This is a genomic window from Mycolicibacterium sp. 624 (genome assembly GCF_040548615.1).
Lineage (GTDB): Bacteria > Actinomycetota > Actinomycetes > Mycobacteriales > Mycobacteriaceae > Mycobacterium.
This window is the reverse complement of sequence record NZ_JBEPRZ010000011.1, coordinates 103,733-128,421: the sequence shown is the minus strand read 5'-3', so window position 1 is coordinate 128,421 and position 24,689 is coordinate 103,733. Positions and strand designations below refer to the sequence as shown.

The following is a 24,689-nucleotide window of genomic DNA, read 5'->3' as shown; positions in this document are numbered from 1 at the left end:
GCAGTGCCAACGCCTGATGCCGCGACCTTCGCCGAGGAGTGGGTGCGTGCCTGGAACGCCCATGACGTGGAGGCGGTTCTCGCGCACTTCCACGACGACGTGGAGTTCACGTCACCGGTCGCGGCGCGCTTCCTGCCCGAGACCGGGGGAGTGGTGCGCGGTAAGCCGGCGCTGCGGGACTACTGGGTGCACGCGCTGGGGCTGCTGCCGGATCTGCACTTCGAGGTGATCGCCGTGTACCGCGGAGAGTCAGTCCTGGTGATCAACTACCGCAATCAGCGCGGACAGCTCGTCAACGAGGTGCTCCGGTTCGACGGAGACCTGATCCGCGAGGGCCACGGCACCTACCTGGACTGAAGGTCAGTATGCCGGCGTCACCCACGTGGTGATCTCGGCGTGCACGACCTCGGTGCCGCTGCGGTCGGTGACGCTCACGCCCACGACGAGGTCGGTGCCCTCGGTGATGGCCGCGAAGTCGGGCACGTCGATGCGTGCGGTGGCGCGCAGTGACGTCGTGGCCTTGGCCAGGTACTGCACATTCATCGCCTTCGGGATCCACCGGTGGCTGGTGGGCACCGTGGCCTCCATGAGCATCCCCATCGCCATCTCGGCGGCATTGCAGGAGGCGATGGCGTGCACGGTGCGCAGGTGGTTGTGGACGTAGAACCACTTCGGCACGTCGACCTGCGCCAGGCCGGGTTCCATACGTCGCACGTGGGGGAGCACCGACGCGAAGTACGGCACGCGCGCCATCGCCGCGACCGAGAACAGTCGGCTGCCCGCGGGCAGACCATCCAGTCGTTGCCACATGCGATAGGTCGTGGTCGGGGATGGCACAGTCGGAGAGGTCACAGCAGCCAATCTTACTCACGAGTAAGATCGCGCCCGCTGGGCTGTTTGAGTCCCGACGCCAGGACCAGTGCCGACAGGACGATCGCCACCAGGAGCAGGGCTGGAACGTCACCCGCCAGATGGCCCATGTGATGCCCGCGACCGAAGGACTGCACCGCCATGATCGCGGCGTGCGCGACGCTGGACCAGATGGTGAACCAGATGAGGCTGAGGTTGACCTGCGGGTTTCGTGCGGCATTGAGTAGGAAGACGCCCAGTGTGGCGTAGACGCCGACGATCATCATGAAGTACTGGGACTCATGCGGTGCGCCCGCATGCCATGCCCACCCCGACGGCCAAGCCACGGCCAGTGGATAGACCAGCATGAAGATCACGCCGAAGACCGCGAGCGCGATTTGAAGAAGTCTGTACGCAGATGGCATCTTGTTCCCCCCGGATCTGAGCCATCTCGGATTTTAGAGCGGCTGAACGGCGCGAGGGGCGGCAAGGCAGTCGGACCCCTAACTTACTTCTGGGTAAGATGGGGGTGTGCCGCCGGCTTCGGGGCGTCACTGCGTGTGACTGTCCTGGATGGCGGCCGGAGGCCGATTGACCATGGCGTATCCCGGTGCGCACGCAATTTGGAGGACACCCGAATCTGAGGCATACTGTTCGGGTTGCCCTGAGCCAGGTTCGCCTGGACGGGCATACGACCGGCGCCTTCGCGGGCGCATCCGGTCCCAACCTCGATCGCGACGGTTTTCTCAGCGCGGACGAGTGTGCGTGAGGGCGACACACCCGAGCGCGGGGGTCGGTGAACCAGAGACAGGTAAACAGCGGCGGCACAGCCAGCGCGCGTCTTGGGGAAACCCGGGGCACGCGCACAAAGACCAGGCCCTTTCATGGGGTTCATTAGTAGTGAGGTAGGAGAAGCGTGGCGGGACAAAAGATCCGCATCAGGCTCAAGGCCTACGACCACGAGGCAATTGATGCCTCGGCGCGCAAGATCGTCGAGACGGTCACCCGTACGGGCGCCAGCGTGGTCGGCCCGGTGCCGCTGCCGACCGAGAAGAACGTGTACTGCGTCATTAGGTCCCCGCATAAGTACAAGGACTCGCGGGAGCACTTCGAGATGCGTACCCACAAGCGGCTGATCGACATCCTCGACCCGACGCCGAAGACCGTTGACGCCTTGATGCGCATCGATCTGCCGGCGAGCGTCGACGTCAACATCCAGTAGGAGAACCAGAACTAATGGCACGCAAAGGTATTCTGGGTACCAAACTGGGCATGACACAGGTGTTCGACGAGAACAACAAGGTCGTCCCGGTCACGGTGGTCAAGGCTGGCCCCAACGTGGTGACCCGCATCCGCACCCCTGAGCGCGACGGCTACAGCGCCGTGCAGCTCGCCTATGGCGAGATCAGCCCGCGCAAGGTGAACAAGCCCGTCACCGGTCAGTACGCCGCCGCTGGGGTCAACCCCCGCAGGCACCTCGCCGAGTTCCGTCTCGAGGACGAGGCAGCCGCAGGTGAGTACGAGGTCGGCCAGGAGCTGACCGCCGAGATCTTCGCCGACGGCAACTTCGTCGACGTGACCGGCACCAGCAAGGGCAAGGGCTTCGCAGGCACCATGAAGCGTCACGGCTTCAAGGGCCAGGGCGCCTCCCACGGCGCACAGGCCGTGCACCGTCGTCCCGGCTCGATCGGTGGCTGTGCCACCCCCGGCCGTGTCTTCAAGGGCACGCGCATGTCGGGCCGCATGGGCACCGATCGCGTCACCACACAGAACCTGGTGGTGCACAAGGTCGACGCCGAGAACGGTGTGCTGCTGATCAAGGGCGCAATCCCCGGTCGTAACGGTGGACTCGTTGTCGTTCGCAGCGCAGTCAAGCGAGGTGAGAAGTAATGGCTTCCAAGAAGATCGACGTTCGCACGCCGGACGGCAAGAAGGACGGCAGTGTTGAGCTGCCCGCCGAGCTGTTCGATGTCGAGCCCAACATCGCGTTGATGCACCAGGTGGTCATCGCGCAGTTGGCTGCGGCTCGTCAGGGCACGCACTCGACCAAGACCCGCGCTGAGGTCTCCGGTGGCGGCAAGAAGCCGTACCGCCAGAAGGGCACCGGCCGCGCGCGTCAGGGTTCGACACGCGCACCGCAGTTCGCCGGCGGTGGCATCGTGCACGGCCCCAAGCCGCGCGACTACAGCCAGCGGACACCCAAGAAGATGATCGCCGCCGCGCTGCGCAGTGCACTGTCTGACCGCGCACGCAACGACCGCATTCACGCGGTCACCGAGGTGATCAGCGGACAGACTCCGTCGACCAAGACCGCCAAGGACTTCCTTGCGACGCTGACCGATCGCCGCAAGGTGCTCATCGTCATCGGCCGCAGCGACGAGGTCAGCGCGAAGAGCGTGCGCAACCTGCCTGGCGTGCACGTGATCTCGCCGGACCAGCTCAATACCTACGACGTCCTGAATGCCGATGACCTGGTGTTCAGCGTCGAGGCGCTGAACGCATACATCGCGGCAGGCAGCGCACAGACAAAGGAAGAGGTTTCGGCCTGATGGCTACCGTTACCGACCCCCGCGACATCATCCTTGCCCCGGTTATCTCCGAGAAGAGCTACGCCCTGATCGAGGACAACGTGTACACGTTCATCGTGCACCCGAGCTCGAACAAGACGCAGATCAAGATCGCGATCGAGAAGATCTTCAACGTCAAGGTCGACTCGGTGAACACGGCGAACCGGCAGGGCAAGCGCAAGCGCACCAAGTCAGGCTTCGGCCAGCGTAAGAGCACCAAGCGCGCGATCGTGACATTGGCCGCGGGCAGCAAGCCGATCGACCTGTTCGGAGCCCCGGCCTGATTTCGGGGCCGGCGAGGAACTAGAGGACTTAGACAGATATGGCTATTCGCAAGTACAAGCCGACGACCCCCGGTCGTCGCGGTGCCAGCGTCTCCGATTTCGCCGAGATCACTCGATCGACTCCGGAGAAGTCGCTGGTTCGCCCGTTGCACGGCAAGGGTGGACGTAACGCCCACGGCCGCATCACCACGCGGCACAAGGGTGGCGGCCACAAGCGTGCCTACCGAGTGATCGACTTCCGTCGCCACGACAAGGACGGCGTCAACGCCAAGGTCGCGCACATCGAGTACGACCCGAACCGCACCGCGAACATCGCGCTGCTGCACTTCCTGGACGGCGAGAAGCGCTACATCCTCGCGCCGCACGGGATCTCGCAGGGCGACGTGATCGAGTCGGGCCCGAACGCCGACATCAAGCCCGGTAACAGCCTGCCGTTGCGCAACATCCCGGCCGGTACCGTCATCCACGCCGTCGAGCTTCGGCCCGGTGGCGGCGCGAAGATGGGCCGTTCGGCTGGCGTCAGCATCCAGCTGCTGGGTAAGGAAGGCACGTACGCGACGCTGCGCATGCCCAGCGGTGAGATCCGCCGCGTCGACGTGCGCTGCCGCGCAACTGTCGGCGAGGTCGGCAATGCCGAGCAGGGCAACATCAACTGGGGCAAGGCCGGTCGTATGCGGTGGAAGGGCAAGCGCCCCACTGTCCGCGGTGTCGTGATGAACCCGGTCGACCACCCGCACGGCGGTGGTGAGGGTAAGACCTCCGGCGGTCGTCACCCGGTGAGCCCGTGGGGCAAGCCCGAGGGCCGCACCCGCAAGAACAAGCCGAGCGACAAGCTCATCGTCCGACGCCGGCGCACCGGCAAGAATAAGCGCTAGGAGTATCCAGCGATGCCACGCAGCCTGAAGAAGGGCCCGTTCGTCGACGACCACCTGCTCAAGAAGGTGGACGTCCAGAACGAGAAGCAAACGAAGCAGGTCATCAAGACCTGGTCCCGTCGGTCGACCATCATCCCCGACTTCATCGGACACACCTTCGCCGTCCACGACGGTCGCAAGCACGTGCCGGTGTTCGTGTCGGAGTCCATGGTTGGACACAAGTTGGGCGAGTTCGCCCCGACCCGCACGTTCAAGGGCCACATCAAGGATGACCGGAAGGCGAAGCGCCGGTAATGACTACGACGACTGAATTTCCCAGTGCGGTCGCCAAGGCGCGCTTCGTGCACGTCTCGGCCTCCAAGGCGCGACGGGTTATCGACCTGGTCCGCGGCAAGTCCGTGACCGAGGCGCTCGACATCCTGCGTTGGGCGCCCCAGGCGGCCAGCGAGCCGGTGGCCAAGGTCATCGCCAGTGCGGCGGCCAACGCGCAGAACAACGACGGGCTGGACCCGGCCACCCTCGTGGTGGCCACCATCCACGCCGACGAGGGCCCGACCGCCAAGCGGATCCGACCGCGCGCCCAGGGGCGTGCGTTCCGTATCCGCAAGCGCACCAGCCACATCACCGTGATCGTCGAGAGCCGTCCCAGCCGGGGCAGCAGCAGCCGCGGTGCATCGGCTTCGACCGCTCGCGCACGCCGTGCGCAGGGCAGCAAGGCGGCTGCCACGAAGGCGTCGCCGAAGGCCACAACTACCGAGGCGTCCGACGCGAAGGGAGGCTCGGAGTAGTGGGCCAGAAGATCAACCCCCACGGCTTCCGACTCGGCATCACGACCGACTGGAAGTCCCGGTGGTATGCCGACAAGCAGTACGCGGATTACGTCAAGGAAGACGTGGCGATCCGTCGTCTGCTGGCCACGGGTCTCGAGCGCGCCGGCATCGCCGACGTGGAGATCGAGCGGACTCGGGACCGAGTTCGCGTCGACATCCACACCGCGCGTCCGGGCATCGTGATCGGTCGCCGCGGCACCGAGGCCGACCGCATCCGTACCGACCTGGAGAAGCTGACCGGCAAGCAGGTTCAGCTCAACATCCTCGAGGTGAAGAACCCCGAGTCCGTTGCGCAGTTGGTAGCCCAGGGTGTCGCCGAGCAGCTGAGCAACCGCGTGGCGTTCCGTCGCGCAATGCGCAAGGCGATCCAGTCGGCGATGCGTCAGCCCAACGTCAAGGGCATCCGGGTGCAGTGCTCCGGTCGCCTCGGCGGCGCGGAGATGAGCCGCTCGGAGTTCTACCGCGAAGGTCGCGTGCCGCTGCACACGCTGCGCGCCGACATTGACTACGGCCTGTACGAGGCCAAGACGACCTTCGGTCGCATTGGTGTCAAGGTCTGGATCTACAAGGGCGACATCGTCGGTGGCAAGCGTGAGCTGACCGCCGCCGCTCCCGCAGGCGCCGAGCGTCCGCGTCGGGATCGTCCGGCAGGCACCCGCCCGCGCCGTAGTGGCGCGTCGGGCACCACGGCGACGAGCACCGAAGCGGGCCGTGCGGCCACCGAGGAGACGCCCGCCGCTGACACGGCCGCCGCTGCTGAAGCGCCGACCGCTGAGAGCACGGAGAGCTAAATCATGTTGATTCCCCGCAAGGTCAAGCACCGCAAGCAGCACCACCCCCGGCAGCGCGGTATCGCCAGCGGTGGCACCGAGGTGAGCTTCGGTGACTACGGCATCCAGGCCCTGGGCCATGCCTACATCACCAACCGGCAGATCGAGTCCGCTCGTATCGCCATCAACCGGCACATCAAGCGTGGCGGCAAGGTCTGGATCAACATCTTCCCGGACCGGCCGCTGACCAAGAAGCCCGCCGAGACTCGCATGGGTTCCGGTAAGGGTTCGCCGGAGTGGTGGGTCGCCAACGTCAAGCCCGGACGCGTGCTGTTCGAGCTGAGCTACCCGGACGAGAAGGTCGCTCGGGAAGCTCTGACGCGTGCGATTCACAAGTTGCCGATCAAGGCACGCATCGTTACCAGAGAGGACCAGTTCTGATGGCAGTGGGAACCGCGCCTGGTGAACTGCGCGAGATGACCGATGACGAGCTGACCAGCCGTCTGCGTGAGTCGAAGGAAGAGCTTTTCAACCTTCGCTTCCAGATGGCGACCGGCCAGCTCGCCAACAACCGTCGGCTCCGTGTGGTCCGACAGGAGATTGCGCGTGTGTACACCGTGCTGCGCGAACGTGAGTTGGGCCTGGCTTCCGGGCCCGTAGGTGAGGATTCGTAATGGCAGAGACCAAGGGGCCGAAGCACACCCCTCGCACCGAGAAGCCGCGCGGCAGCCGCAAGACCGCCATCGGCTACGTGGTGAGTGACAAGATGCAGAAGACCATTGTGGTCGAACTGGAATCGCGCAAGAGCCACCCGCTCTACGGCAAGATCATCCGGACCACCACCAAGGTCAAGGCGCACGACGAGAACAGCGACGCCGGCATCGGCGACCGCGTCTCGTTGATGGAGACCCGGCCGCTGTCGGCGACGAAGCGCTGGCGCCTCGTCGAGGTTCTGGAGCGCGCCAAGTAACACCCCTGCGCGAGCAGACATGAAATCGCACGGAAACCCATGGTTTCCGTGCGATTTTGCGTCTGGTGGTGTGGTTGCTGCGGGCTATGGTGTGCACACCATTTCGGTGAGTGACGAATGACGGGGGCCGTGACCGGTGAAGAACCATGTGTGTCGTATCGGCGGAATGGTGGCTGCAGCCGGCATCGGGCTGGTTCTCGTGAGCGGTCAGGGCGTCGCCGTAGCCGAACCGTCAACGTCGGACTCATCGGAGCCTGGTGCATCGTCGGGCGCGGCAACCTCCGCGTCCACAGGCGCGAGGCCGGCGCGCAGACCTGACTCCTCACCCTCTGCACCGCCAAGCGGCGGTGCGGACGCCACAGGTGATGGCACTGACCCACGGGATTCAAGCGAGCCAGATGTCGACGCGACGTCTGCTGTTCATGCGGATGATGAGGCCGACAGTGAGTCGCCGGCGACACCTGCCGAGGACCTTCTGGAGGCCGCAGCGGCCGTACGGGACACAATCGGTCGAAACGATCATGACGGCGCTGACCGCCACGGGTCCGGTTCCGCTGACTGGACCCCCGCTCCAGCACCTCGAGGATCGGCTCGGTCAGCTCAAGACGACGGCGCAGATCCGATCGCGGCCGTCGAGATCGAGGGACCAACGGCAACCACCGCCGGCACCCCTGGAGGGAGCGGATCGGTCCCGCCGATCGATGTCCCCGTATCGATCGAATCAAGCCCTGAATCCGACACCCAGGCGCAACATTCCCCGCCGGTACTCGATTCCGTTGTCCCTGCGCGGGTCTCGCCGACCCCCGGCGGAATCGTGGCGACGTTGCTCAGCGCATTCAACATTGCCGATGGGACCACGCCGGTGGAATCCCCGATCTCATGGCTCGTCCTGGCCTGGGTGCGCCGCGAGTTCGTCGACACCGTGGCCGCCGACGCGGGTGGTCAATCGGCGACGTCGACCGCGATGCCAGCCGGGGCCGTCTCCGCCGTTATCAACGTCAAGGATTATGGCGCGGTCGGAGACGGCATCACCGATGACTCGGCCGCCATCAAAGCCGCCGAAGCAGCGTTGACGTCGGGTGGGCACCTCTACTTTCCGGAGGGTGACTATCGGTTCGCTCAGCAGCACCCGGCCGGCGACGCGGCGCTCCTGCTCGCGGGCCTGTCGAACGTCACGGTGGAGTTCGCGCCGGGCGCGCGGCTGCTGATGGACAACCTCGACGCGAATGGCCACGGCACAAGCCACGGCATACGAGTCGAGGGCGCCGCCTCCCACGTGACGATTTCCAACCCGACCATCGAATGGGTCACCCGGCCCTCGGCGCGAAGCTTCGGCGACGGACTCTCGGTCCTTGGCTGGCCATCGGACTCTCCGCCACCACCGCAATGGGTCGGCTCGACGGGCACTGTCGAATTCGTGTCGATCGTCAACGCCAGAGTGGTCAATGCACCACAAGCTGGAGCGGTCATCATGGGCGCGTCCGATGTGACTGTCACCAACTTCACTGCCATCGGCACCATGGCCGACGGGTTGCACTTCAACGCGAACCGTCGGGTCACCGTGGACGGACTCGTCGCGCTGAACGTCGGTGATGACGGTCTGGCATTCGTGACCTACTACGACGCGACACAGCCATGGACGTACGGCCCCGACGACGGCCCGTTCAATCAGTCCGGCCTTGGTGAGTGGAACAACGGTGGCTCGGTTGCGTCGCACATAGCGGTGACCGGTGGGCCCGCCAGCGGCGTCCGGGTGCAGGGCGGCTATGACATCACGATCAGTGACGTCACGGTGACCGGCAAGGAGTTCGGCATTCAAGTCAACTCTGCAAAGGCCACCGGTCCTGGTGATTGGACGAGTCTCGCGTCGCGCGACATCCGGATCTCCGACGTGACCATCGACGGCGCACAGACGGGAATAGTGCTGGCGACCAACAACATCGACGGCACCGAGGACTCCATGTGGTGGGACTTCTCCGGTCTGTCGATCAGCGACGTCACTATCCGCGGTTCCAAGAACTGGTCGCTCGCCGTGGAAACACCGTCGGCCACCACGAGCAAGTTCGCCGGTCTGACCCTGCGCAACATCTACGCCGAGAGCATGGCAGCCGACGGACCGACCGTTGGCGGGAACGGCGGAATACTTCTTGCATCCCTGCATGACTCGGTGATCGACAACGTGCGCCTTGTCTCCGACCACGCGGGCGATATCAATGTCGTGGGAGCCGCCCAGATTCGAGATCAGCTCAGTGTCGGAGATCTGCCGTCCTCGAACCTGACGATCAACGATCTAATCCTCGAAGGGCCCGGACGGATTCTCATCCAAGACATCGCCGGTGTCCGATTCGGGAGCGTGGCATCCTACGGAGCGGACGGCAGTGCCGTGGTGCTGTACCGCGTCCACGATGCCTCGTTCGACGACATTACGGCCTACATGCCCGGGCGGGGGACCGGCGCCGGCTATGGCGTGCAGATTCTTCAGGTGAATGACCTGGACATTGCGACGATCGCGGTGACGACCGACGATCACGTCGGAACAAGCTGGTGGGCCGTCGAACTCGGCGGAGGAAACCCCGATCACGACATTGCGGGCAAGAACGTCCGCATCGAGAACGTCACCTACGTCAGCGGCCGGGACGATACGGAGTCCGATATCGTCGTCCAGGGCGGTCCATATGGGCCGGTGGGCTGGTATATAAGCGCGCATTGGCGCCATGGTGGTGAGGCTGTCCCGCAGTGGCGTTCTGCGGTGTTCGGCGACACGATTCCGGTGTGAACTCGAAGTCCGTGTGGGGCAGGAGAAGTCGACGAACTACTTCTTCAGTACCCCGGATTCGTGGTAACTGCGGTCCGTGTTGACCTGCCAGGGATCCACATTCTCGCCGAAGTATCGGGCGACGCTGTGCATGGCGCTCAACATCGCATGGTCTTGGTTGTCGTAGCGGTGCATGCCGTTGCGCCCGACCGGGTGCAGAGTCGGGTGGGTCTCGCGCAGATAGTCCCGAACGAGGGCGACACTTCGATCCCGAGCCGGGTCGCTGATCGGGTAAGCGAAATGTGACCGCACGACCATGACTCGCTCGATCAGTGAGCTATCGATGCCGAGAGCGTGAAGATCAGCTTCGGCAAGACTTCTCAAGTGTTCGTCGTCGGCAGTCCACAACTCGCGGTCCGGAGTGATGAAGTATTCGAATCCGAGGTACGTGCCATCCCAGTCCTTCGGAGAGAGTTCGCTCGACCAGTGGCTGTAGTTCTGAATCCGACCCGCCTGAAAGGCCTCACCGGGTGTGTACACCCAGTTGAAGGGAATGTCGTACCGTCTCCGAAGGGCGACGGCGACGGTGATGAGGGCGCGATGTTTGAGCGCTTCGGCCGCCACGCGGATATGCCTGGGCGGCTCGGGCTCAAGGGCGCCCACGAGCAAGCGCAGCGGCATGCTCGAGAACACGGCGTCGCCGGACGCAGTGTCGCCATTCTCCAGTTCGACTGTCCAGCATGTGCGGTCGGCTCGAATCTTGACGACCCGTGAACCAAGCGAGGGCACGATGCCCAGATCGATCAAAGCCGCGGAGGCGGCTTCCCAGACTTGGCCGGGCCCGAGCCGGGGGTATCTGTACACGTCATGGTCGACGGCATCCCGCTCCCTTCTCGAATGCCAGTTGATCGGCTTTATCCGCTGGTTCGCCCAGTCACTCGTGATCTCGTTGGGGTCGGCCAACCACGTCTTGCGGACATAGCCGTCGAAGAACAGGCGGTACCAGTAGTGCCCGAATTCGTCTGTGCCCCACTCGCGGAAATTTGCCGAATCGCCGATTCGCCGCATCCCGCGCCCAATGCGGGACCGCAGAAGGCTGCTCAGGCCGTGCAGTCCACGCCAATATCCCATCTGCGTCAACAGATCGCGGCCACTGAGCGGATACCGCACATAGTGACCGTTGACGAGCATGGCGGAGCGCCGACGCACGGAGATCCAGTCGTCGGGGGCAAGCAGGGAGTTCCAGAGGTCTAAGACCTCTTTGTGCCTTGTGAAGAACCGATGACCCCCGGGATCAATGCGCCACTCGCCATCGCGCGGCGTTCGCGCCAGGCCACCGACGTGCTCCGAGGCCTCGTAGATGCGCGGCGTGACTCCGTTTCTCGCCAGTGTGAGAGCGGCGGTGAGTCCGGCAGGGCCGGCACCGATGATCAATGGATTCCTCTGCGGCTCCACTGGTGCTACCGCCCCCGACGCTGCGGGAAGCGCCGATAGTCGGCGATGAGATCATCGATGTCCCGTGACTCCAAGTCGTTGAGCGGCGTGGTCAGGAAGATCAGCTGCGCGTACTGGCTCTGCAACGGCAGAAACCCACTGAGCAGTGGCTCCGGCGTGGTTCGGATCACCAGGTCAACCTCGCCGATCTCGAACGCAGCGTTGATATCACATCCTTCTCGCTGGGCTCGATGATGGGCGGCCCGCAGTTCGTCACCCGCGTCATAGGCAGAGAGCACATTGATCTGGAAATCGTCACCGGTCATCGATCGTTCCAGCCCTTGCGCGGCTGCAAGGTAGTGCTGCGGCAGCAGCTTTCGATCACCGTGCAACCGCACACTGCAGGTGGCGGAGTCGAAGTGAGCAGGAATCAACGTGGTGAAGAAGTGGATCGATGCGGTGTACACCGCATCCAGCTCGGCGTCGTGGCGCGCCAGGTTCGCACGGCTCAAGTTGTACACCGAAACCGTCTGGACGCCGTTTCGTCTCAAGGCCAGGAGTATTTCTACGACCTTCTCCGCACCGCGCAGGTACGCGTCGGTCAAGGTGACGCCGTTTCCATCCGCCCACCGCCGCAACCCGTCGGGAATCAACCCCACGTGAGCCGGCTCTTGACGCATCGGTAGCCCGCCCTTACCTGGCGACGTCATTCCGCGCTCTTCAGCACCGCCAGCACGGTCAGCACCAGGATCTTGAAATCCAGTTTCAGTGACCAGTTCTCGATGTAGTAGTTGTCGAATTCGGCCCGGTCTGCGATCGAGGTCTGTCCCCGAAGCCCGTGTACCTGGGCCCAGCCCGTGATGCCGGCCCGCACCCTGTGTCGGTCGCCATAGCGCCGGATCTGCATTTCGAACAGTTCGACGTACTCCGGTCGCTCGGGACGTGGGCCGACCAGGCTCATCTCGCCCCGCAACACGTTGAGCAGCTGGGGCAACTCATCCAAAGACGTCTTGCGCATGATCTTGCCGATCCGCGTGCGCCGATCGTCGCCCTCCACGCCACCAGGCGCCGCTCCCGCCTTCAATTCGAAGCTGGACTTCGCCGGATCCGGAGGGCGCATGCTGCGGAACTTGAGGCAGCCGAAGACCTTTCCGTCGCGACCGATGCGTTCCTGACTGAAGAAGATCGGACCCGGCGAGCTGATCTTGACCATGACCGCCAGCGCGATGAACACGGGCGATATGAGTAGGAGTCCCAGAGCCGCGGCCATCCGGTCAGAGGCATGCTTGATGGCGAACTGCCAACCCTTGGGATCGACGCGGGACAGCACCATCAAGGGCACGCCGCCCAGATGCTCAACCCTGGCACCGCCGCCCACGGCGTCCATGAGTCGCGGAACCACGCGGACCCGTATTCCGAGGTTCTGAGCTAGCTGGGCGGTACGCGCCAAATGCTCGTCGGACACCGAGGACGGCGCGATGATGAGTTCGGTTGCGCCGGTGGCACGGGCGGCGGTCTCGAGGTTGTCGGTGGTCCCGAAGTACTTCACGTCGAGCGGGTCGCCGTCGCTGAGTCGTACGTCGTCGAGCAATCCGACGGGATGCAAGCCGTAATCGGGCACCTGGCGCATCCGTGTGATGAGCTGATGGGCGATCGGACCGGAGCCGATGATCAGAGCCAGTGACCCGAAGCGGTGCTTGCGCCGCAGATACCGCTCCGCGAGTGATCTGACCAGACGAACCGCGGGGATCAGAATTGCGGCGCACACCCATATCCGCAGCATCAATTCGCTGGGGCGAACGTAGGGTACGACAACGTCACCAATCTGGAGGGGAGGCACCAGCAGCAGCATTATCGTCAACGTCGCCAGTGTCCCGACGGCGACCGATGTCTCCACTGGTTCGAAGTCGTCGAGGACGCTGTGGTTGAGCCTCCGCCGGTACAACGACCGGGTGGCCAGGATGATCACGACAACCGGCACGAAGATCCACGAAATCAGGGCCATGTTGCGCTCGTCGACAGGGCCCGGAACCCACCACTGAGCTATCAGCACTGCCCAGAATGCCGCCCAGATGTCCAGTCCCACAGTGAGTGCCACGTATCCCGACTCCTCGCGCAAGCGCTCGATGAAGCGAGGCGAGGCCGCTACCTCGTGGCGGATCGGCGATGTGGCGCCCTGCGACCGCGGCGCCGCGAGCCGTTGCCGCGGCTCTCCGTGAGCCGTGGCCTTCACGTCTAGTTGCATGCAGCCAATCCCCTGGACGGATCTGAGAGATTCGACTCTAGGTGGGCTGCGCGGACCACGCAGTCAAATCAAACGGCGGGTCGCAGAATTTGTTAAAAATACTGAACGGCTTAATAATTCGAATTTGCTGAGTATCCGCTATTTAGCGGTTTGGACTGGCACCGGTGCCGAAAATCCGTTCAGCGGCCAGTGCTGCGAGATCGCTGAGCACCTGAACGTGACCGGTGCCCCAAAGTCGCGGCTTGGTATCGAATACGCATAGCGTCCCGATGGCCATTCCGGCCTGATCGACAAGGGGTATGCCGAGGTAGGCGACGACGGTACCGTCGCGCACCGCCGGATGGTTCTTGAACACCGGATCAACTCGTGCGTCCTCGAGGATCAACGGCGCTCCATTTGCCACGGCGTACTGACAAACCGATCTGTTGAGTGGTGTCTGCCTTTCCTCGGGAGAGCTGATCTCCATTCCGGCCGAACTCTTGAAGAATTGCCGGTCGGCGTCGACCAACGTCACCAGGGCGAATGGAGCGTCGAGCGCGTCGGCGGCCGCGCGGGTGATCCGGTCGTAGATCGCCTCCGGAGAGGAGTCCAACAGCTCGGTGGCATACAGCGAGCGCAGTCGGTCCGGGTCGGTTATCGCGGCCGAAATGTTCGGCATCGCAGTATCGGCAAACACTCCGGCCTCGGCGAGGTGGGCCAGGAGCTCGTCGACCGCGCCGCTGTCGGTGCGTCTCCGGTCGGCCACCATCCGTGATGCCACGGCGCGAGCGATGTAGGTCTCGACTTCCTCGCTGGCTTCGCGCGCGAGCTCCGCGAGCACGCGGTTGAGCCACTCGTCGAACGATGCAGGGCCGCTGGTCACTCGGACACGTTATCTGAACTTGGCAGGTCTGGTGGTAGTGCCCGGCCCTACGAATAGTCACCGGATGCAAAGAGGTTCGGATGGGCTATCAGCGACGTAGCCTTGGAGCCACGGCTGAGGATCGCGGCCTATGACCAGGAGGGCATGTGCCAGAAGCCAGAACGAGTGGCCGTCCCGTCGACCTCATGTTCGATGCCCGGCATGTGTGCCAGAGCGGCATTGGTACCTACATTCGCACTCAACTTCCTCACCTGGAGGAGGCCGCGTCTCGGCACGGACTGTCCCTAGCGGTCCTGGCAGGCCAGGACACCCTGCCCGCACTTCGGCCCAGCACCGATGTCGTCGTCGCGTCGCCAGCGTCAGCCACGATGTACTCCGCTGCCGAACAGCTGGCGTGGCGTCAGGCATTCGACACGGTGCGACCCCGGGCGGTTTGGCTGCCGCACTACCCCTACCCGGTGGCCCGGTTGCTGCCTGGTAATCGCCGAATGTTGACCTATGTCACGGTGCACGACACCATTCACGTCCTGCCGCAGGCGATTAGCGGACAGAGCCTGGCGTACCGCTTGTACGCACGCATGATGCTCAGGGCTGACGCGCGGTCGTGTCGCCGGATCTTCACACCGTCAGAGGCCACCGCCGCGACGTTGACGAGCATCGTGGCCTCCGCCCGGGTTCAGGTGACACCGATCCCGGTGGACGAGGTCTGGTTGGAGCCCGCCGATCCGAGTCTGTCGCCGGTGGACGGTCGTTATCTGCTCTATGTGGGAAACACGAAGCGATACAAGAACCTTCCACTTCTGCTCGATGCATTCTCCGACCTGGCCGGGACCATTCCCCACAAGTTGGTGATCGCTGGGGGAGGGGCATCCGTGCGGACGCTAGACGAGCGAGTTCGCCGACTCGCGGAGGACCACGGGGACCGGGTGGTGCTCATGGGGCAACTCGACTTCTCGGTACTACGTGCGCTGGTCGCGTCGGCGGACCTGTTGGTCATGCCGTCGCTATATGAGGGCGCGGGATTGCCTCCGTTGGAGGCCATGGCCTCCCATACGGCTGTTCTGTCGGCGAATATCCCGGTCCTTCGCGAAACGTGTGGCGACGGTGCCGAATACTTCGACCCCCACGACCGCGGCGCGTTGGCGCAACAGATGCGCAAGTACTGCGATGACGACGTGGCAAGAGCGGACCTCGCGGCGCGAGGCCACGCTCATGTCTTGAAGCGTCAGCAGCAGATCTGCCCGACACTGGCCGCCGACGCAATCTGTGCCGACCTGGTCGCGAGCTGACCGTCATGACCTCGAGGCGCCGGCTCATCATGGGCGCGCCTGCCGCGGCCGCGTTGGCCGTTCTGGCGGGCTGCCAGCTCGGCGGGAGCACCGTCGTCGATGTCAGGAAGTTCGGCGCAAGGGGAGACGGGGCCGCCGATGATTCGCGGGCAATCCAGGCTGCTGCGGCGGCACTACGTTCTGGCGGCACACTGTACTTCCCGCCAGGGACATACCGTTTCGCGCAGCGTCGTCCTGATGGATCAGCGGCCATCGTCATCACTGGTGTGTCCGACGTTGATGTCCAGTTCGACGCCGGGGCCGAACTCCTCATGGACAACGTCGACGAGACCGCACGGACGGGCACCAGCCACGGTCTCCTGGTCCGTGGGCCCGCGTCGCGAATCTCTCTGCGCAATGTGAACATTCGGTGGGTGTCCGATGCGAAACGATCGATCGGCGACGGCATCAGGGTGGTTGGCTGTCCCGCCCACGGGGGAGCGCTGCCGGCCGGATGGTCAGGGCCTCGAAGAGAAGTGTCCAGCCTTACACTGTCGGACTGCGTAATTCGGCGGAGTCCGCAGGCCGGGGTGATCATGATGGGGGTGTCCGACATCAGCATCGCTGGGCTCCGGGTAATTGACAGTCGGGCGGACGGCCTCCACTTCAACGCGTGTCGACAAGCCAGGATCGAGGACTACACCGCGGTCGACGCCGGCGACGATGGATTGGCGTTGGTGACGTACTTCGCCCGCCAATTCTCCTTCGACCAAACCGCACAAACCTTCTCGTTCCCCGCTCTGACCGACTGGTCGAACACGGACGTCGTCGTCAAGGACGTCGACATCGTTCGCGGCCGGGCGAATGGGGTTCGTATCGCGGGAGCGAACCGCGTGACAATCGGTGACCTTCGAGTCGGCGGCGTGCGATCCGGCGCCGCGGTGATGGTCGACTCCGCGGCCCCGGGTACGGACGTCGGTTGGAATTACGTAGCCAGCCGTGCGGTTCGCGTCGACGATGTCACTGCCACCGACTGTGACACCGGTATTCATCTGCTGGCAAGGCCGGGAGCCTCCGGTGATAAGAGCTTCCGAGAGTTCGACATACACATCGGCGACGCCAAGGTCGACGGTTGCGACAACTGGTCGGTTCGGGCTGAATCGCTGGCCGAACACAGGGTGAGCGGTCTGCGAATCGACGACTGCAGCATTTCGTCGACCTCGACGACGGGCGGCAACGGCGGCGTGGGAATCGTCCAGGCAAATGGGGTCTCGCTTGGCCACGTGTCGATTCGGCATGCGGAGCCGGTCGTGGCCTTCAAGACCGTGGAGGCCAGGCAGCTCGCGGTCGACCGCCTCGCGGTGACGATCAGTGCATCCGAACAGCCTGAGGGCACCGCGGCACCGTGTGTATCGCTGGATGCCTCCGACGGTGTCATCGCCGAGCTGGAAATCGATTGGTCGGCGGCCCCCACCTCGTGGCATGCCGTCTCGATGTCCGCCACCGAACAGTGCGGTGACGACTTCCGCGAAATGCCGGTCGCCATCGGAAGCCTCAAGCTCACACCACCGCTGGGCACATCGGCGATCACCTGTCGGTAGGCGGTCGCAGCCTAGTGGCGAGGAACGCGCTCCCGGCCGTCAGCAGCAAGAGGAAGATGACGATGCCGTAGATCAGAATCTGCACGCGCCATACCTCGAGGAAGCAGTAAGCCACCACGCCGGCCGATGCGGCGAGTACTGGGCTGAAACTGAAGATGCGCGCGAAGGCGTAGCCGGCGAAGCCATACGCCACGATGGTGTAGAGCCAGCCCCAGATCCCGTGCTCGGCGTAGGTGTCGGCGAAAACCGAATTGGTGAAGAAGTTTCCGGCGAAGGTCACCGAGTACCCGTAGACCGATGCCTGCTTCCAGCTGTCGTCCTTGGCGACCTTGTTGAACTGCAGGAAAGTGGGCTGAACGGCGGCCAGCGAGGTCACTGCACCGCCCTCGTTCTCCCAGGAGCCGCCCATCACGGCGTCCGCCACCCCGAGGGAGATCTGCGCTGGGACGGCCAGGTATGCCCCTGTCTGGTACAGGTTCATCGCGACCGGATTCGTGACTCCGGCTTCTCGGTAGTAGTTCGCGTTGCGGAAGTAGTTGAGTGCTGTGAGAACTGCGAACCCACTCAGCACGATCAGTGCGACCGCGACCCACCTGCGCATCGCAGATGCGCCGCCTGTTCGTCGTGGCTCGCGACCTCTCACCCAAGCGGCCAGATAGACCGCACAGGCCATGAGAAGCGCGAGACGGGAGGCGATCATGGAGTTGGCGACCAACAGCAGCACGGCCGCCACCATGTACGGCCAGCCGATGACCTTCTTGCGCCACAGGTACACACCGATCGGCGCAGCAAGGATCGTGGCGTATCGCAGCGTCTGCGGGCCCGCGAATCCCGAGAGTGCATTGCTGAAATCGTTGGCGGTCTGCTCGCTCAGTGAATCGACGATCGCGGCGATGCCACCCACCTTGAAGAACGAGTAGCCGACTCCGATCGCACCGGCCGCGAGAAGGACAAAGAAATAACGCCTCTCGAACCAGGCGGTGTTCGTGTGCTGGTCGCCGGAGGTAGGCCGCGAGCGATGTGTGCCGAGCCAGAAACCGACCATCGACACCATCACTATCGCGCAGTACCACAGCAGAAGTAGTGCGATGCCTCGACCGCTTGCCGGAGCGGGGACCGAAAACCCCGTCAACGCCTCGGAGGCGGCCTGCGGTCCTCCAAGCCGTTGCCTGGCGACCAACGCCGACCACCCGACGAACGACATGATCACCGGGGCCATGATCAAGACGGCCGGCGAGAACCACGCGGGGGCTCGAGGTGATGTTGTTCGAGAATGGCGCACACCGACTTCGGCGCTACTGTTCGTGTCCATTCCTAACTGAACCGTTCGCGTAGCGGTCGGAGCCCGAATGTCGCCGCATAGTCCGGAGCGCCCCTGACCGCGGCGAAGTGGTACAGCAGGGCGGTGACCATCTCGGACACGACGAACGCCAGAAATATCGCCGCGGTGTTCTGCCACATGACGAGGAAGCTCACGCTGATGATCAGGTAGATGACCGTGCTGCCCCCGCGGATCCAGAACACCAGCGTGGTCTTGCCTGCCTTGCGAAGCGCGGCGAACGGCACGGTGGACACCAGCGTGAAGGCCTTCCAAAGACAGGCCAGCAGCATCGCGGCGGCACCCACACTCCGCCACGCCGGACCGAATATCAGGCTTCCGAGCCCGCCGAACGCAGCGAGCATGACCACGGCCAGCCCCATGGCGAAGACCGCGACAAACGCCTTGAGTTCGCCTCGGTGCCCGTGGGCGAGTAATCGGTACCTGCCGTACGCCAGAATCGGCTCCAACGCGCCCGCGACCGTTGAGATGACGCGAAACGTCACCGAAGCCACCGGTCCGACCATGACCAGGAGGATGGATGTGATTGCCGGCTGAACTGCGCCGACGACCGCAGTCTCCGCCGTGACCCAGCTGGACCGGCGGACGTCCGGAGGAAAGCCCATGTGCGGCATGCTCTTTCGAGGCTGGTATCGAACCAGCACCGCCAGAACGGCACCGACTGCAAGCACCCGTACACAATGCGGGCTGTGCTGAGCGGCCATCCAGAGAGCAATGACGCTGGCGGCGATCAACACTGCCGCACCCAGGCCCTCGCGCTGCCAGTGCCCACCGACCACTCCGATCGAGCGGGACATCAGCAGGCCCGTCATCACCCCGACGGAACTCGCCATCAGGACAGGTGATGACGCCACCGCGGGCCCGATCACCAGCAGCCCGCCGGCGGCGACGGTGAGCAGCACCACCCAGATGGGAAGGCCCAGTTCGCCCTCGGTGTCCGGGGTTGCCAGGCGGCCCTCCACAACGAAGGCGTTGAAGAGCTGCGCGACGTAGACGCCGACAGCGAGCGACAGCGCCAGGAATCCCTGGGTCTCGATGGGCGCGATACGGGCATAGATCGCGATGAACATCGCCGGGAAGACATTCAGCGCCAGGCCGGCGACGACCTGCACGGCGGTGTGGAGGTGTTTGCCGTTAGGCACGGCCGAACCAGGTGGATGCTAGGCGGTGCGTCATTCTCGTCGGCCCTCCAGCGTCTGCCTAACGACGCCGGCCATCCTGCGGCGGAAGTTCTCCGGCGAGAACCGTTCTGCGTGCGCACGGATCTCGACCGGGTCGAAGCGACCGCCGTCGAAGGACGCGAACTCCTCCGCGAAGGCACCGACCATCTTGGCGTCGTCGGCGCAGTCAACGAATGTGCCCGTATGGCCGTCGACGACACTGTCGAGTGCGCCACCGACCCCGAGCGCGATCACCGGCGTCCCGCAGGCCATGGCCTCGACGGGCGTGATGCCGAAGTCCTCCTCACCCGGCATCACCAACGCCTTCGCGCGGCGGTACAGGCTGCGGAACTCCTCGTTCGAAACCCGACCGGCGAACGTGACGTCGGCGCCACGGGCGAGCTTCCTGCACTTGGCGAAGTCCCGGCCACCACCGGCGACCACCAGTTTCACACCGGCCTGCGCGGCCGCCCTTATGGCGATATCCGGGCGTTTGTAGGACACCAACCGTCCTGCGAGCAGGAAGTAGTCCTCACGCGCCTCAGCTGCGTCCGGGGTGTAGAAGTCGATGTTCACCGGAGGGTGGACGACCTGCGCCTCCCGCTGCCAATGGTGCTTGACCCGTTGCGCCACCGCCGAACTGTTGGCCACGATGGTCGTGAGCCTCGAAGCCGCGGCCAACTCCGTCTTGATCGCCAACCGCGACAACATGTCGAGTGCCAGGCGTCCGGCTCGTGACGAAGCCTCTTCGACTCGCATGCCCTCGTCCCACGCCCACCTCGCCGGTGAATGGACGTAGGCGATCGTCGGTGCCCGCAACGGGGCGTTGGCCGCGGCCAACGCGAACGCGTGATGGCTGATGATCACCGCGTCAGCGCAACCGTAGTCGTGGTGTCGCAACCATCCCGGCACCATCGGAAGCAACGGCGCGTAGCTGCGGTAGCCCGCCAAGCGGTAGGCCGAGGACAGCGCACCCGTCTTCACGCGGGAGGTGAACGCGGCGGTGACCCGTGAATCGACGATGGGAATCGTGATCGGCGCATCTGGCCACTCCCGGGAGAGTTCGGCAACGACGTGCTCGGAACCGGCTATCTCGGTCAGCCGTTCGTGAACGATTGACACCCTCACGCGTGGCCCCGTCGGCGTCTCCCGAACGAAAGACCCCGCCACCGACGGTGAGTGAAGACCGCCACCACGGGCGCGGCACTGGATGCGGTGGCAGCGCGCAACGCCAAAGCTTGCGTCACGGTGTCGGCTTCGATTCGGAGCGCGAGCACGATGTCGGTGGCGGCGCCGATGGCGTCGGGGGTCAGCGTCGGGTCGCCGACGGATCCGCCGTCGACCACTCGAGCCGTGGGCGATTCGGCCGCCGCCATCTTCAGCAGAGAAGCCACGGCTGCGCCTCCTGATGACGGCGATGCGCCGATGACCAGGATGAGGCGATTGGGTCCCGTAGACGGACACTGCGCGTAGAGCGTTCGGCCGAGCCGGGCCTGTTCGTCAGTCCACGCATTGCGCGGCGGCATGTCGAGGTCGACGGCGGGCAGCAGCACACCTTCAACCTCGTCGGTCACGGTCTTCACCAGGGATCCGTGGCCGGAGCGTCGTCGTCGAGCGAGCACGACTGCCGCGCCACAGGAACCGCCCACCAGCGCGCCGAGAACCGCTCCCATGAGCCACTGCCTGCTGCTCGGATGGTTCAGTGTCGGAGGCTGCACGACGAGCAGGGTGCTGGCCTGTTCCGCTTGCAGCTCGACGCTCTCGCGCACTCGCTGGAGTTCCTGCGTACGGGTGGGGTCTGCGGCGGCTCGCTGTTGCCATTCGGACAGCCTCGGCAGGATCGTCCGAAGCTGCGCGTCAACGCGCTGCTCGAGTTCGTGTCCGTAGAGGTCGATGGCCGTCTGCACGGTTCTGACGGCTTCGTCACCGGACCTACTACTGGTGCTGATGGTGACCATCGGCGACTCATTGGCCTGCGCGATGTTGAGTTCCGCGGGCTCGTCGTTCGCCATCTTGCGAGCCACGGCCTGCGCGAAGCCCTTCCCCGATAGGTAGGCGATCTCCCCGGCGACGAATGCGCTCGAGTTGTCCTGGTTGTTGGGGGTGGTCTGATCCGCACCGCCTGCGATGGCCGTCAGGTCAGCCGGATTCTGGAGTCGCACAAAGGCTGTCGCGGTGCTGTCTGCTGCCAACGTTGCGAAGCCAACTCCGCCGATGAGCCCCCCGGCGCACAGGCCGATGACTGCGCCGACGAGCACCTTCATGATCAGCAAGCGGGTTTCGAGCGATGAAATAGTGGAAATCGTGGACGGGGATACCTTCGACACGTTGAAACCCAACTCTGCGGCGCTCCGTCCTGAACTCACGATGCGATCAACATGGTAGTTGCGCTAGTCCGAATTGCCCGGCATTGGATGGAAACGCGCCGATTGGGAAATGCGTCGTGGTGGTCACGCCGGTATCTCTGCATTTGTGGACACGACGACATGGTAATTGCCGCACCCGATCACTAACGCACCGATGATATTGCATTCGACTTTTCGTGCACGCGGTTTGCGAAGGTTATTGCGAAGCTGTTTTCCCCGCGAATCGCGCGGCGGCGGGTCTGGCACCACATTCGGTGGTTTAACGGTATCGTCCGACGCCGATATGCAATTCGGATGCCTCCACACTAAAGACTTGGAGCGGGTGTCTCATGAGTTCAGCGATGCCGTGCACGTGACGAGGAACGAGGCGGCCATGAACGGGGGACTGTCTCGAACATCGATAGGGCACAACGCTATCCGTAGGGTGGCGGGCCTACTTCTGTCGGTGGTGCTCGCGGCGACGCTTGGCATGCCACAGGCGGCTCATGCCGACCCGCTGAACCTCGACCCCGCTGCCGGCGGGGAGGTGGCGCTGCCGTGGCGGACACTCGGACTTACTGGAGACATCACGCTGGTCGGTGCCAACACCAATCAGGATTTCACAGTTCCCGTGCCATCAGGTTTCTCCATCATTCGGCTACGCGGCCTCATTCACGCACCGGTCGATTTCGCCGCGGGTTTCGTGGAGATCGTCGACCGTAGGGGCGCACTCATGGCAACGATCGACTTGCCCGCCGTTGCCCCCAATCAAGCCGTTGTTCCATTCGACGTCGATGTGGCGGCAGCCCAGGCCGATGCCTCGGGAGTCGGGCTGTCCTTCACGGTGCGAGAGGTTCCGCGCCCAGGCCAAGAACGGTGCGGGCTCGGGGAGCGCGTGGTCATCAGCGATCTCACTGCGGTGTTCGCCGGAAACGAAACCGCCCCGACCACGATCGCGACGTTCTTCCCCCCAGTTCTGCAGCGACTCACGATCTATGCGCCGACCGACGCCGAGGACGCGGAGAAGCAGGGCGTGCTCACATTGGCGTCAGCGGTCGCGCGCATGTACCGACCGCAGTCGACAGCGATCACCGTGGTCAATCAACCGCGAGGTGCTTCGCCCCCTCCCGCACCACAATTCACCCGCGCCATCGTGGTCGAACGCGGCGATGCCGGACTCGAGGTGATCAACGCAGGAACGTCCGACGCCTTCCTCAAGCTGACCGGCCGTGGCGACCAACTCGCCGAACAGGCATCCCTCGTGATCAACCAGTTGCAGTCGTTGGCGCAGGTCCCGAATGCGCGTGTCAGCAAGGCGGGTTCCGACGTGGGCCCCGAGTCCGACGAGGCCACCTTCGGTCAGCTGAAGTTGACGGGCGAAAGCTCGGTGCTTCGGACGTCCAAGTTCACCGTGGGCGTTGACCGTTCTGCGCTGGGCGCCCGGGTCGACGGCGTGCAGGTGCATCTGCTGGCCACCCATACGCCGGTTGCGGACGCGGACTCTGCGAGTGTGATGGTCAGCGTGAACGGTCAGGCGGTCTACACCGCGCCGCTGCGGGACAGCGGCCGCGTTGATGCCGTCTTCGACGTGCCCGGCGAGTTTCTCAAGCAGCGAGTCAACTTCGATTTCGACCTGACGTTCAGCCCACGCCAACTGTGCAGCCCGACCATTGCGCCGATGACGTTTGAGTTGGATCCCCGGTCGACGCTGACGATGCGACGCGGTGGGCAGCCACTTGGGGGTTTCGGGGCCGTGCCATCGGAATTCAGCCCCGAATTCCTTGTCGCGCTCGACGGCAGTGGTCCGAGTCAACTCGACTTTGCATCCCGCGTGGTCGCGAACATCGCTCGGCAGACCGAGGCGCCCCTGAGGCCGCGTGTCGTCAACGTCAAGGACGCGGCAGGAGCGAGTACGGGTGCGCTGATCGTGGCGAACTCCGCGACACTGCGGTCGACGTCGCTGCGCCCGCCGATCGGTGGCGAGAGCTCCGATGTGCAGGTCGCTCTCCGCGACGAACTTCGCGCTGACATCAATGGGGGGCTGGCGTCGATTCAGGTCTTTGCCGACCAGCCCCGCGATCGTACGGTCGTCCTGGTCACCTCGAGCGGAGCATGGTCGCTGATCGAGCCACTCTTCGGCCATATCGATCAGCTACCGAACGGCTGGTCGAGCCTGAGCGGTGACGTTCTGGCGGCCGGCGCTGAGGGCACGGTCACCGAGTTGGCGATCGGGCCGGAGGGCATCGCACCGACAACGGACCAGGATGGAGCCAACTCGCCGCCTATCTGGCTGGCCATCGGCGCAGGAGTCCTCGCCGCCGCCGTGCTCGGATTGGGTGCAGCGCTGTGGTGGCGACGACGCCGCGGTGGTGCTGACTAGACGGATATCGCCTGACGCTCTGCCGTTGCAAGGCAGTGTCTTTGAGGGCATTGCCGAGGCAAAGTGGCGCCGCGGGTCAATTCCTCAGCGACGCTACATCTAGCCGGTGTAACCTCCGGGCGACCGGCGACGACACGGCGGCCGACGGATCAGGA

At 64.5% G+C, this 24,689-nt stretch carries 27 protein-coding genes; 16 read left to right on the top strand and 11 right to left on the bottom strand.

What is annotated here, in order from left to right:
* Nucleotides 1-3: 3 nt before the first annotated feature.
* A complete protein-coding gene (locus ABIA65_RS32025) occupies nt 4-357 on the top strand; it encodes a nuclear transport factor 2 family protein (RefSeq protein ID WP_354526090.1) in 354 nt (117 codons plus the stop codon).
* A gap of 3 nt (nt 358-360) precedes the next feature.
* Here the strand turns inward: ABIA65_RS32025 and ABIA65_RS32020 are convergent, their stop codons facing one another.
* The gene (locus ABIA65_RS32020) at nt 361-810 is read right to left on the bottom strand and encodes a hotdog fold domain-containing protein (RefSeq protein WP_241405817.1); all 450 of its coding nucleotides are present in this window, start codon (nt 808-810) and stop codon (nt 361-363) included.
* 53 nt (nt 811-863) lie between these two features.
* The gene (locus tag ABIA65_RS32015) at nt 864-1,274 is read right to left on the bottom strand and encodes a DUF6632 domain-containing protein (RefSeq protein WP_354526089.1); all 411 of its coding nucleotides are present in this window, start codon (nt 1,272-1,274) and stop codon (nt 864-866) included.
* A gap of 491 nt (nt 1,275-1,765) precedes the next feature.
* Between ABIA65_RS32015 and rpsJ the strand changes: the two genes are divergently transcribed.
* Genes rpsJ through rpsQ form a run of 11 tightly spaced genes read left to right on the top strand, consistent with a single transcriptional unit; the run spans nt 1,766 to nt 7,145 of the window.
* Nucleotides 1,766-2,071 (top strand): 30S ribosomal protein S10, encoded by a 306-nt coding sequence (gene rpsJ, locus ABIA65_RS32010; protein WP_003883485.1) that lies wholly within the window; start codon nt 1,766-1,768, stop codon nt 2,069-2,071.
* A gap of 14 nt (nt 2,072-2,085) precedes the next feature.
* Complete coding sequence (rplC, locus tag ABIA65_RS32005) at nt 2,086-2,739, top strand: 50S ribosomal protein L3 (protein WP_241400796.1); 654 nt, start codon at nt 2,086-2,088, stop codon at nt 2,737-2,739.
* Complete coding sequence (gene rplD / locus ABIA65_RS32000; protein ID WP_241400795.1) at nt 2,739-3,398, top strand: 50S ribosomal protein L4; 660 nt, start codon at nt 2,739-2,741, stop codon at nt 3,396-3,398. The genes rplC and rplD overlap by 1 nt, the downstream gene beginning before the upstream one ends.
* On the top strand, nt 3,398-3,700 hold the full coding sequence (rplW, locus tag ABIA65_RS31995) for a 50S ribosomal protein L23 (protein WP_241400794.1): 303 nt from the start codon (nt 3,398-3,400) through the stop codon (nt 3,698-3,700). The genes rplD and rplW overlap by 1 nt, the downstream gene beginning before the upstream one ends.
* A 38-nt stretch (nt 3,701-3,738) precedes the next feature.
* On the top strand, nt 3,739-4,575 hold the full coding sequence (rplB, locus tag ABIA65_RS31990) for a 50S ribosomal protein L2 (protein ID WP_241400793.1): 837 nt from the start codon (nt 3,739-3,741) through the stop codon (nt 4,573-4,575).
* Between the two features lie 12 nt (nt 4,576-4,587).
* Nucleotides 4,588-4,869, top strand: a complete 282-nt coding sequence (gene rpsS / locus ABIA65_RS31985; RefSeq protein WP_241400792.1) for a 30S ribosomal protein S19 — start codon at nt 4,588-4,590, stop codon at nt 4,867-4,869.
* Nucleotides 4,869-5,363 (top strand): 50S ribosomal protein L22, encoded by a 495-nt coding sequence (gene rplV / locus ABIA65_RS31980; RefSeq protein ID WP_241400791.1) that lies wholly within the window; start codon nt 4,869-4,871, stop codon nt 5,361-5,363. Before rpsS ends, rplV begins: the two co-directional genes overlap by 1 nt.
* Nucleotides 5,363-6,196 carry a 30S ribosomal protein S3 gene (gene rpsC, locus ABIA65_RS31975; protein ID WP_241400790.1) on the top strand — a complete coding sequence of 278 codons (834 nt, stop codon included), beginning with the start codon at nt 5,363-5,365 and terminating at the stop codon, nt 6,194-6,196. The genes rplV and rpsC overlap by 1 nt, the downstream gene beginning before the upstream one ends.
* Before the next feature lie 3 nt (nt 6,197-6,199).
* Complete coding sequence (rplP, locus tag ABIA65_RS31970) at nt 6,200-6,616, top strand: 50S ribosomal protein L16 (RefSeq protein ID WP_241400789.1); 417 nt, start codon at nt 6,200-6,202, stop codon at nt 6,614-6,616.
* Complete coding sequence (gene rpmC, locus ABIA65_RS31965; RefSeq protein WP_241400788.1) at nt 6,616-6,849, top strand: 50S ribosomal protein L29; 234 nt, start codon at nt 6,616-6,618, stop codon at nt 6,847-6,849. The genes rplP and rpmC overlap by 1 nt, the downstream gene beginning before the upstream one ends.
* The gene (gene rpsQ / locus ABIA65_RS31960; RefSeq protein WP_241400787.1) at nt 6,849-7,145 is read left to right on the top strand and encodes a 30S ribosomal protein S17; all 297 of its coding nucleotides are present in this window, start codon (nt 6,849-6,851) and stop codon (nt 7,143-7,145) included. Before rpmC ends, rpsQ begins: the two co-directional genes overlap by 1 nt.
* 207 nt (nt 7,146-7,352) lie before the next feature.
* Here rpsQ and ABIA65_RS31955 read toward each other — a convergent pair whose 3' ends face one another.
* Nucleotides 7,353-7,517, bottom strand: a complete 165-nt coding sequence (locus ABIA65_RS31955; RefSeq protein ID WP_354526088.1) for a hypothetical protein — start codon at nt 7,515-7,517, stop codon at nt 7,353-7,355.
* A gap of 442 nt (nt 7,518-7,959) precedes the next feature.
* Here ABIA65_RS31955 and ABIA65_RS31950 point away from each other — a divergent pair, with 442 nt between their 5' ends.
* A complete protein-coding gene (locus tag ABIA65_RS31950) occupies nt 7,960-9,921 on the top strand; it encodes a glycosyl hydrolase family 28-related protein (protein WP_354526087.1) in 1,962 nt (653 codons plus the stop codon).
* Between the two features lie 36 nt (nt 9,922-9,957).
* On the opposite strand, the gene ABIA65_RS31945 is transcribed toward ABIA65_RS31950, so the two are convergent.
* The 4 genes from ABIA65_RS31945 to ABIA65_RS31930 all read right to left on the bottom strand — a co-directional run bounded on the left by ABIA65_RS31945 (nt 9,958) and on the right by ABIA65_RS31930 (nt 14,441).
* Nucleotides 9,958-11,355, bottom strand: a complete 1,398-nt coding sequence (locus tag ABIA65_RS31945) for an NAD(P)/FAD-dependent oxidoreductase (protein ID WP_354526086.1) — start codon at nt 11,353-11,355, stop codon at nt 9,958-9,960.
* 5 nt (nt 11,356-11,360) lie between these two features.
* The gene (locus ABIA65_RS31940; RefSeq protein WP_354526085.1) at nt 11,361-12,044 is read right to left on the bottom strand and encodes an undecaprenyl diphosphate synthase family protein; all 684 of its coding nucleotides are present in this window, start codon (nt 12,042-12,044) and stop codon (nt 11,361-11,363) included.
* Nucleotides 12,041-13,579 (bottom strand): sugar transferase, encoded by a 1,539-nt coding sequence (locus ABIA65_RS31935; protein ID WP_354526084.1) that lies wholly within the window; start codon nt 13,577-13,579, stop codon nt 12,041-12,043. Before ABIA65_RS31935 ends, ABIA65_RS31940 begins: the two co-directional genes overlap by 4 nt.
* A gap of 142 nt (nt 13,580-13,721) precedes the next feature.
* On the bottom strand, nt 13,722-14,441 hold the full coding sequence (locus ABIA65_RS31930) for a GAF domain-containing protein (protein WP_354526083.1): 720 nt from the start codon (nt 14,439-14,441) through the stop codon (nt 13,722-13,724).
* Between the two features lie 146 nt (nt 14,442-14,587).
* Between ABIA65_RS31930 and ABIA65_RS31925 the strand changes: the two genes are divergently transcribed.
* Nucleotides 14,588-15,730, top strand: a complete 1,143-nt coding sequence (locus ABIA65_RS31925) for a glycosyltransferase family 4 protein (RefSeq protein WP_354526082.1) — start codon at nt 14,588-14,590, stop codon at nt 15,728-15,730.
* Between the two features lie 5 nt (nt 15,731-15,735).
* Nucleotides 15,736-17,310: a glycosyl hydrolase family 28-related protein gene (locus ABIA65_RS31920; RefSeq protein ID WP_354526081.1), complete on the top strand. Its 1,575-nt coding sequence runs from the start codon at nt 15,736-15,738 to the stop codon at nt 17,308-17,310.
* Here ABIA65_RS31920 and ABIA65_RS31915 read toward each other — a convergent pair.
* From ABIA65_RS31915 to ABIA65_RS31900, 4 genes are all read right to left on the bottom strand, one after another.
* Nucleotides 17,297-18,514, bottom strand: a complete 1,218-nt coding sequence (locus ABIA65_RS31915) for an O-antigen polymerase (RefSeq protein ID WP_354526102.1) — start codon at nt 18,512-18,514, stop codon at nt 17,297-17,299. The two genes, ABIA65_RS31920 and ABIA65_RS31915, sit on opposite strands and share 14 nt — an antisense overlap.
* Nucleotides 18,515-18,624: 110 nt before the next feature.
* Nucleotides 18,625-19,791: a hypothetical protein gene (locus tag ABIA65_RS31910; RefSeq protein WP_241400778.1), complete on the bottom strand. Its 1,167-nt coding sequence runs from the start codon at nt 19,789-19,791 to the stop codon at nt 18,625-18,627.
* A gap of 30 nt (nt 19,792-19,821) precedes the next feature.
* Nucleotides 19,822-20,937, bottom strand: coding sequence for a glycosyltransferase (locus tag ABIA65_RS31905; RefSeq protein WP_241400777.1), 1,116 nt, complete (start codon nt 20,935-20,937; stop codon nt 19,822-19,824).
* Entirely contained in the window at nt 20,934-22,073 is a 1,140-nt protein-coding gene (locus tag ABIA65_RS31900; protein ID WP_241400776.1) for a hypothetical protein, read from the bottom strand. Before ABIA65_RS31900 ends, ABIA65_RS31905 begins: the two co-directional genes overlap by 4 nt.
* Nucleotides 22,074-22,497: 424 nt before the next feature.
* Between ABIA65_RS31900 and ABIA65_RS31895 the strand changes: the two genes are divergently transcribed.
* Nucleotides 22,498-24,534, top strand: coding sequence for a cellulose biosynthesis cyclic di-GMP-binding regulatory protein BcsB (locus ABIA65_RS31895; RefSeq protein ID WP_241405816.1), 2,037 nt, complete (start codon nt 22,498-22,500; stop codon nt 24,532-24,534).
* The last annotated feature ends 155 nt before the right edge of the window (nt 24,535-24,689 follow it).

What these genes read in the sequence shown, in the direction of transcription:
- ABIA65_RS31900 (WP_241400776.1), bottom strand. Translation starts at nt 22,073, where the DNA reads ATGAAGGTGCTCGTCGGCGCAGTCATCGGCCTGTGCGCCGGGGGGCTC.
- ABIA65_RS31935 (WP_354526084.1), bottom strand. Translation starts at nt 13,579, where the DNA reads ATGCAACTAGACGTGAAGGCCACGGCTCACGGAGAGCCGCGGCAACGG.
- ABIA65_RS32015 (WP_354526089.1), bottom strand. Translation starts at nt 1,274, where the DNA reads ATGCCATCTGCGTACAGACTTCTTCAAATCGCGCTCGCGGTCTTCGGC.
- rplD (WP_241400795.1), top strand. Translation starts at nt 2,739, where the DNA reads ATGGCTTCCAAGAAGATCGACGTTCGCACGCCGGACGGCAAGAAGGAC.
- rplV (WP_241400791.1), top strand. Translation starts at nt 4,869, where the DNA reads ATGACTACGACGACTGAATTTCCCAGTGCGGTCGCCAAGGCGCGCTTC.
- rpsS (WP_241400792.1), top strand. Translation starts at nt 4,588, where the DNA reads ATGCCACGCAGCCTGAAGAAGGGCCCGTTCGTCGACGACCACCTGCTC.
- rplP (WP_241400789.1), top strand. Translation starts at nt 6,200, where the DNA reads ATGTTGATTCCCCGCAAGGTCAAGCACCGCAAGCAGCACCACCCCCGG.
- ABIA65_RS32020 (WP_241405817.1), bottom strand. Translation starts at nt 810, where the DNA reads ATGTGGCAACGACTGGATGGTCTGCCCGCGGGCAGCCGACTGTTCTCG.
- ABIA65_RS31915 (WP_354526102.1), bottom strand. Translation starts at nt 18,514, where the DNA reads ATGTCGTTCGTCGGGTGGTCGGCGTTGGTCGCCAGGCAACGGCTTGGA.
- rplB (WP_241400793.1), top strand. Translation starts at nt 3,739, where the DNA reads ATGGCTATTCGCAAGTACAAGCCGACGACCCCCGGTCGTCGCGGTGCC.
- ABIA65_RS31920 (WP_354526081.1), top strand. Translation starts at nt 15,736, where the DNA reads ATGACCTCGAGGCGCCGGCTCATCATGGGCGCGCCTGCCGCGGCCGCG.
- rplW (WP_241400794.1), top strand. Translation starts at nt 3,398, where the DNA reads ATGGCTACCGTTACCGACCCCCGCGACATCATCCTTGCCCCGGTTATC.
- rpsQ (WP_241400787.1), top strand. Translation starts at nt 6,849, where the DNA reads ATGGCAGAGACCAAGGGGCCGAAGCACACCCCTCGCACCGAGAAGCCG.
- rplC (WP_241400796.1), top strand. Translation starts at nt 2,086, where the DNA reads ATGGCACGCAAAGGTATTCTGGGTACCAAACTGGGCATGACACAGGTG.
- ABIA65_RS31940 (WP_354526085.1), bottom strand. Translation starts at nt 12,044, where the DNA reads ATGACGTCGCCAGGTAAGGGCGGGCTACCGATGCGTCAAGAGCCGGCT.
- rpmC (WP_241400788.1), top strand. Translation starts at nt 6,616, where the DNA reads ATGGCAGTGGGAACCGCGCCTGGTGAACTGCGCGAGATGACCGATGAC.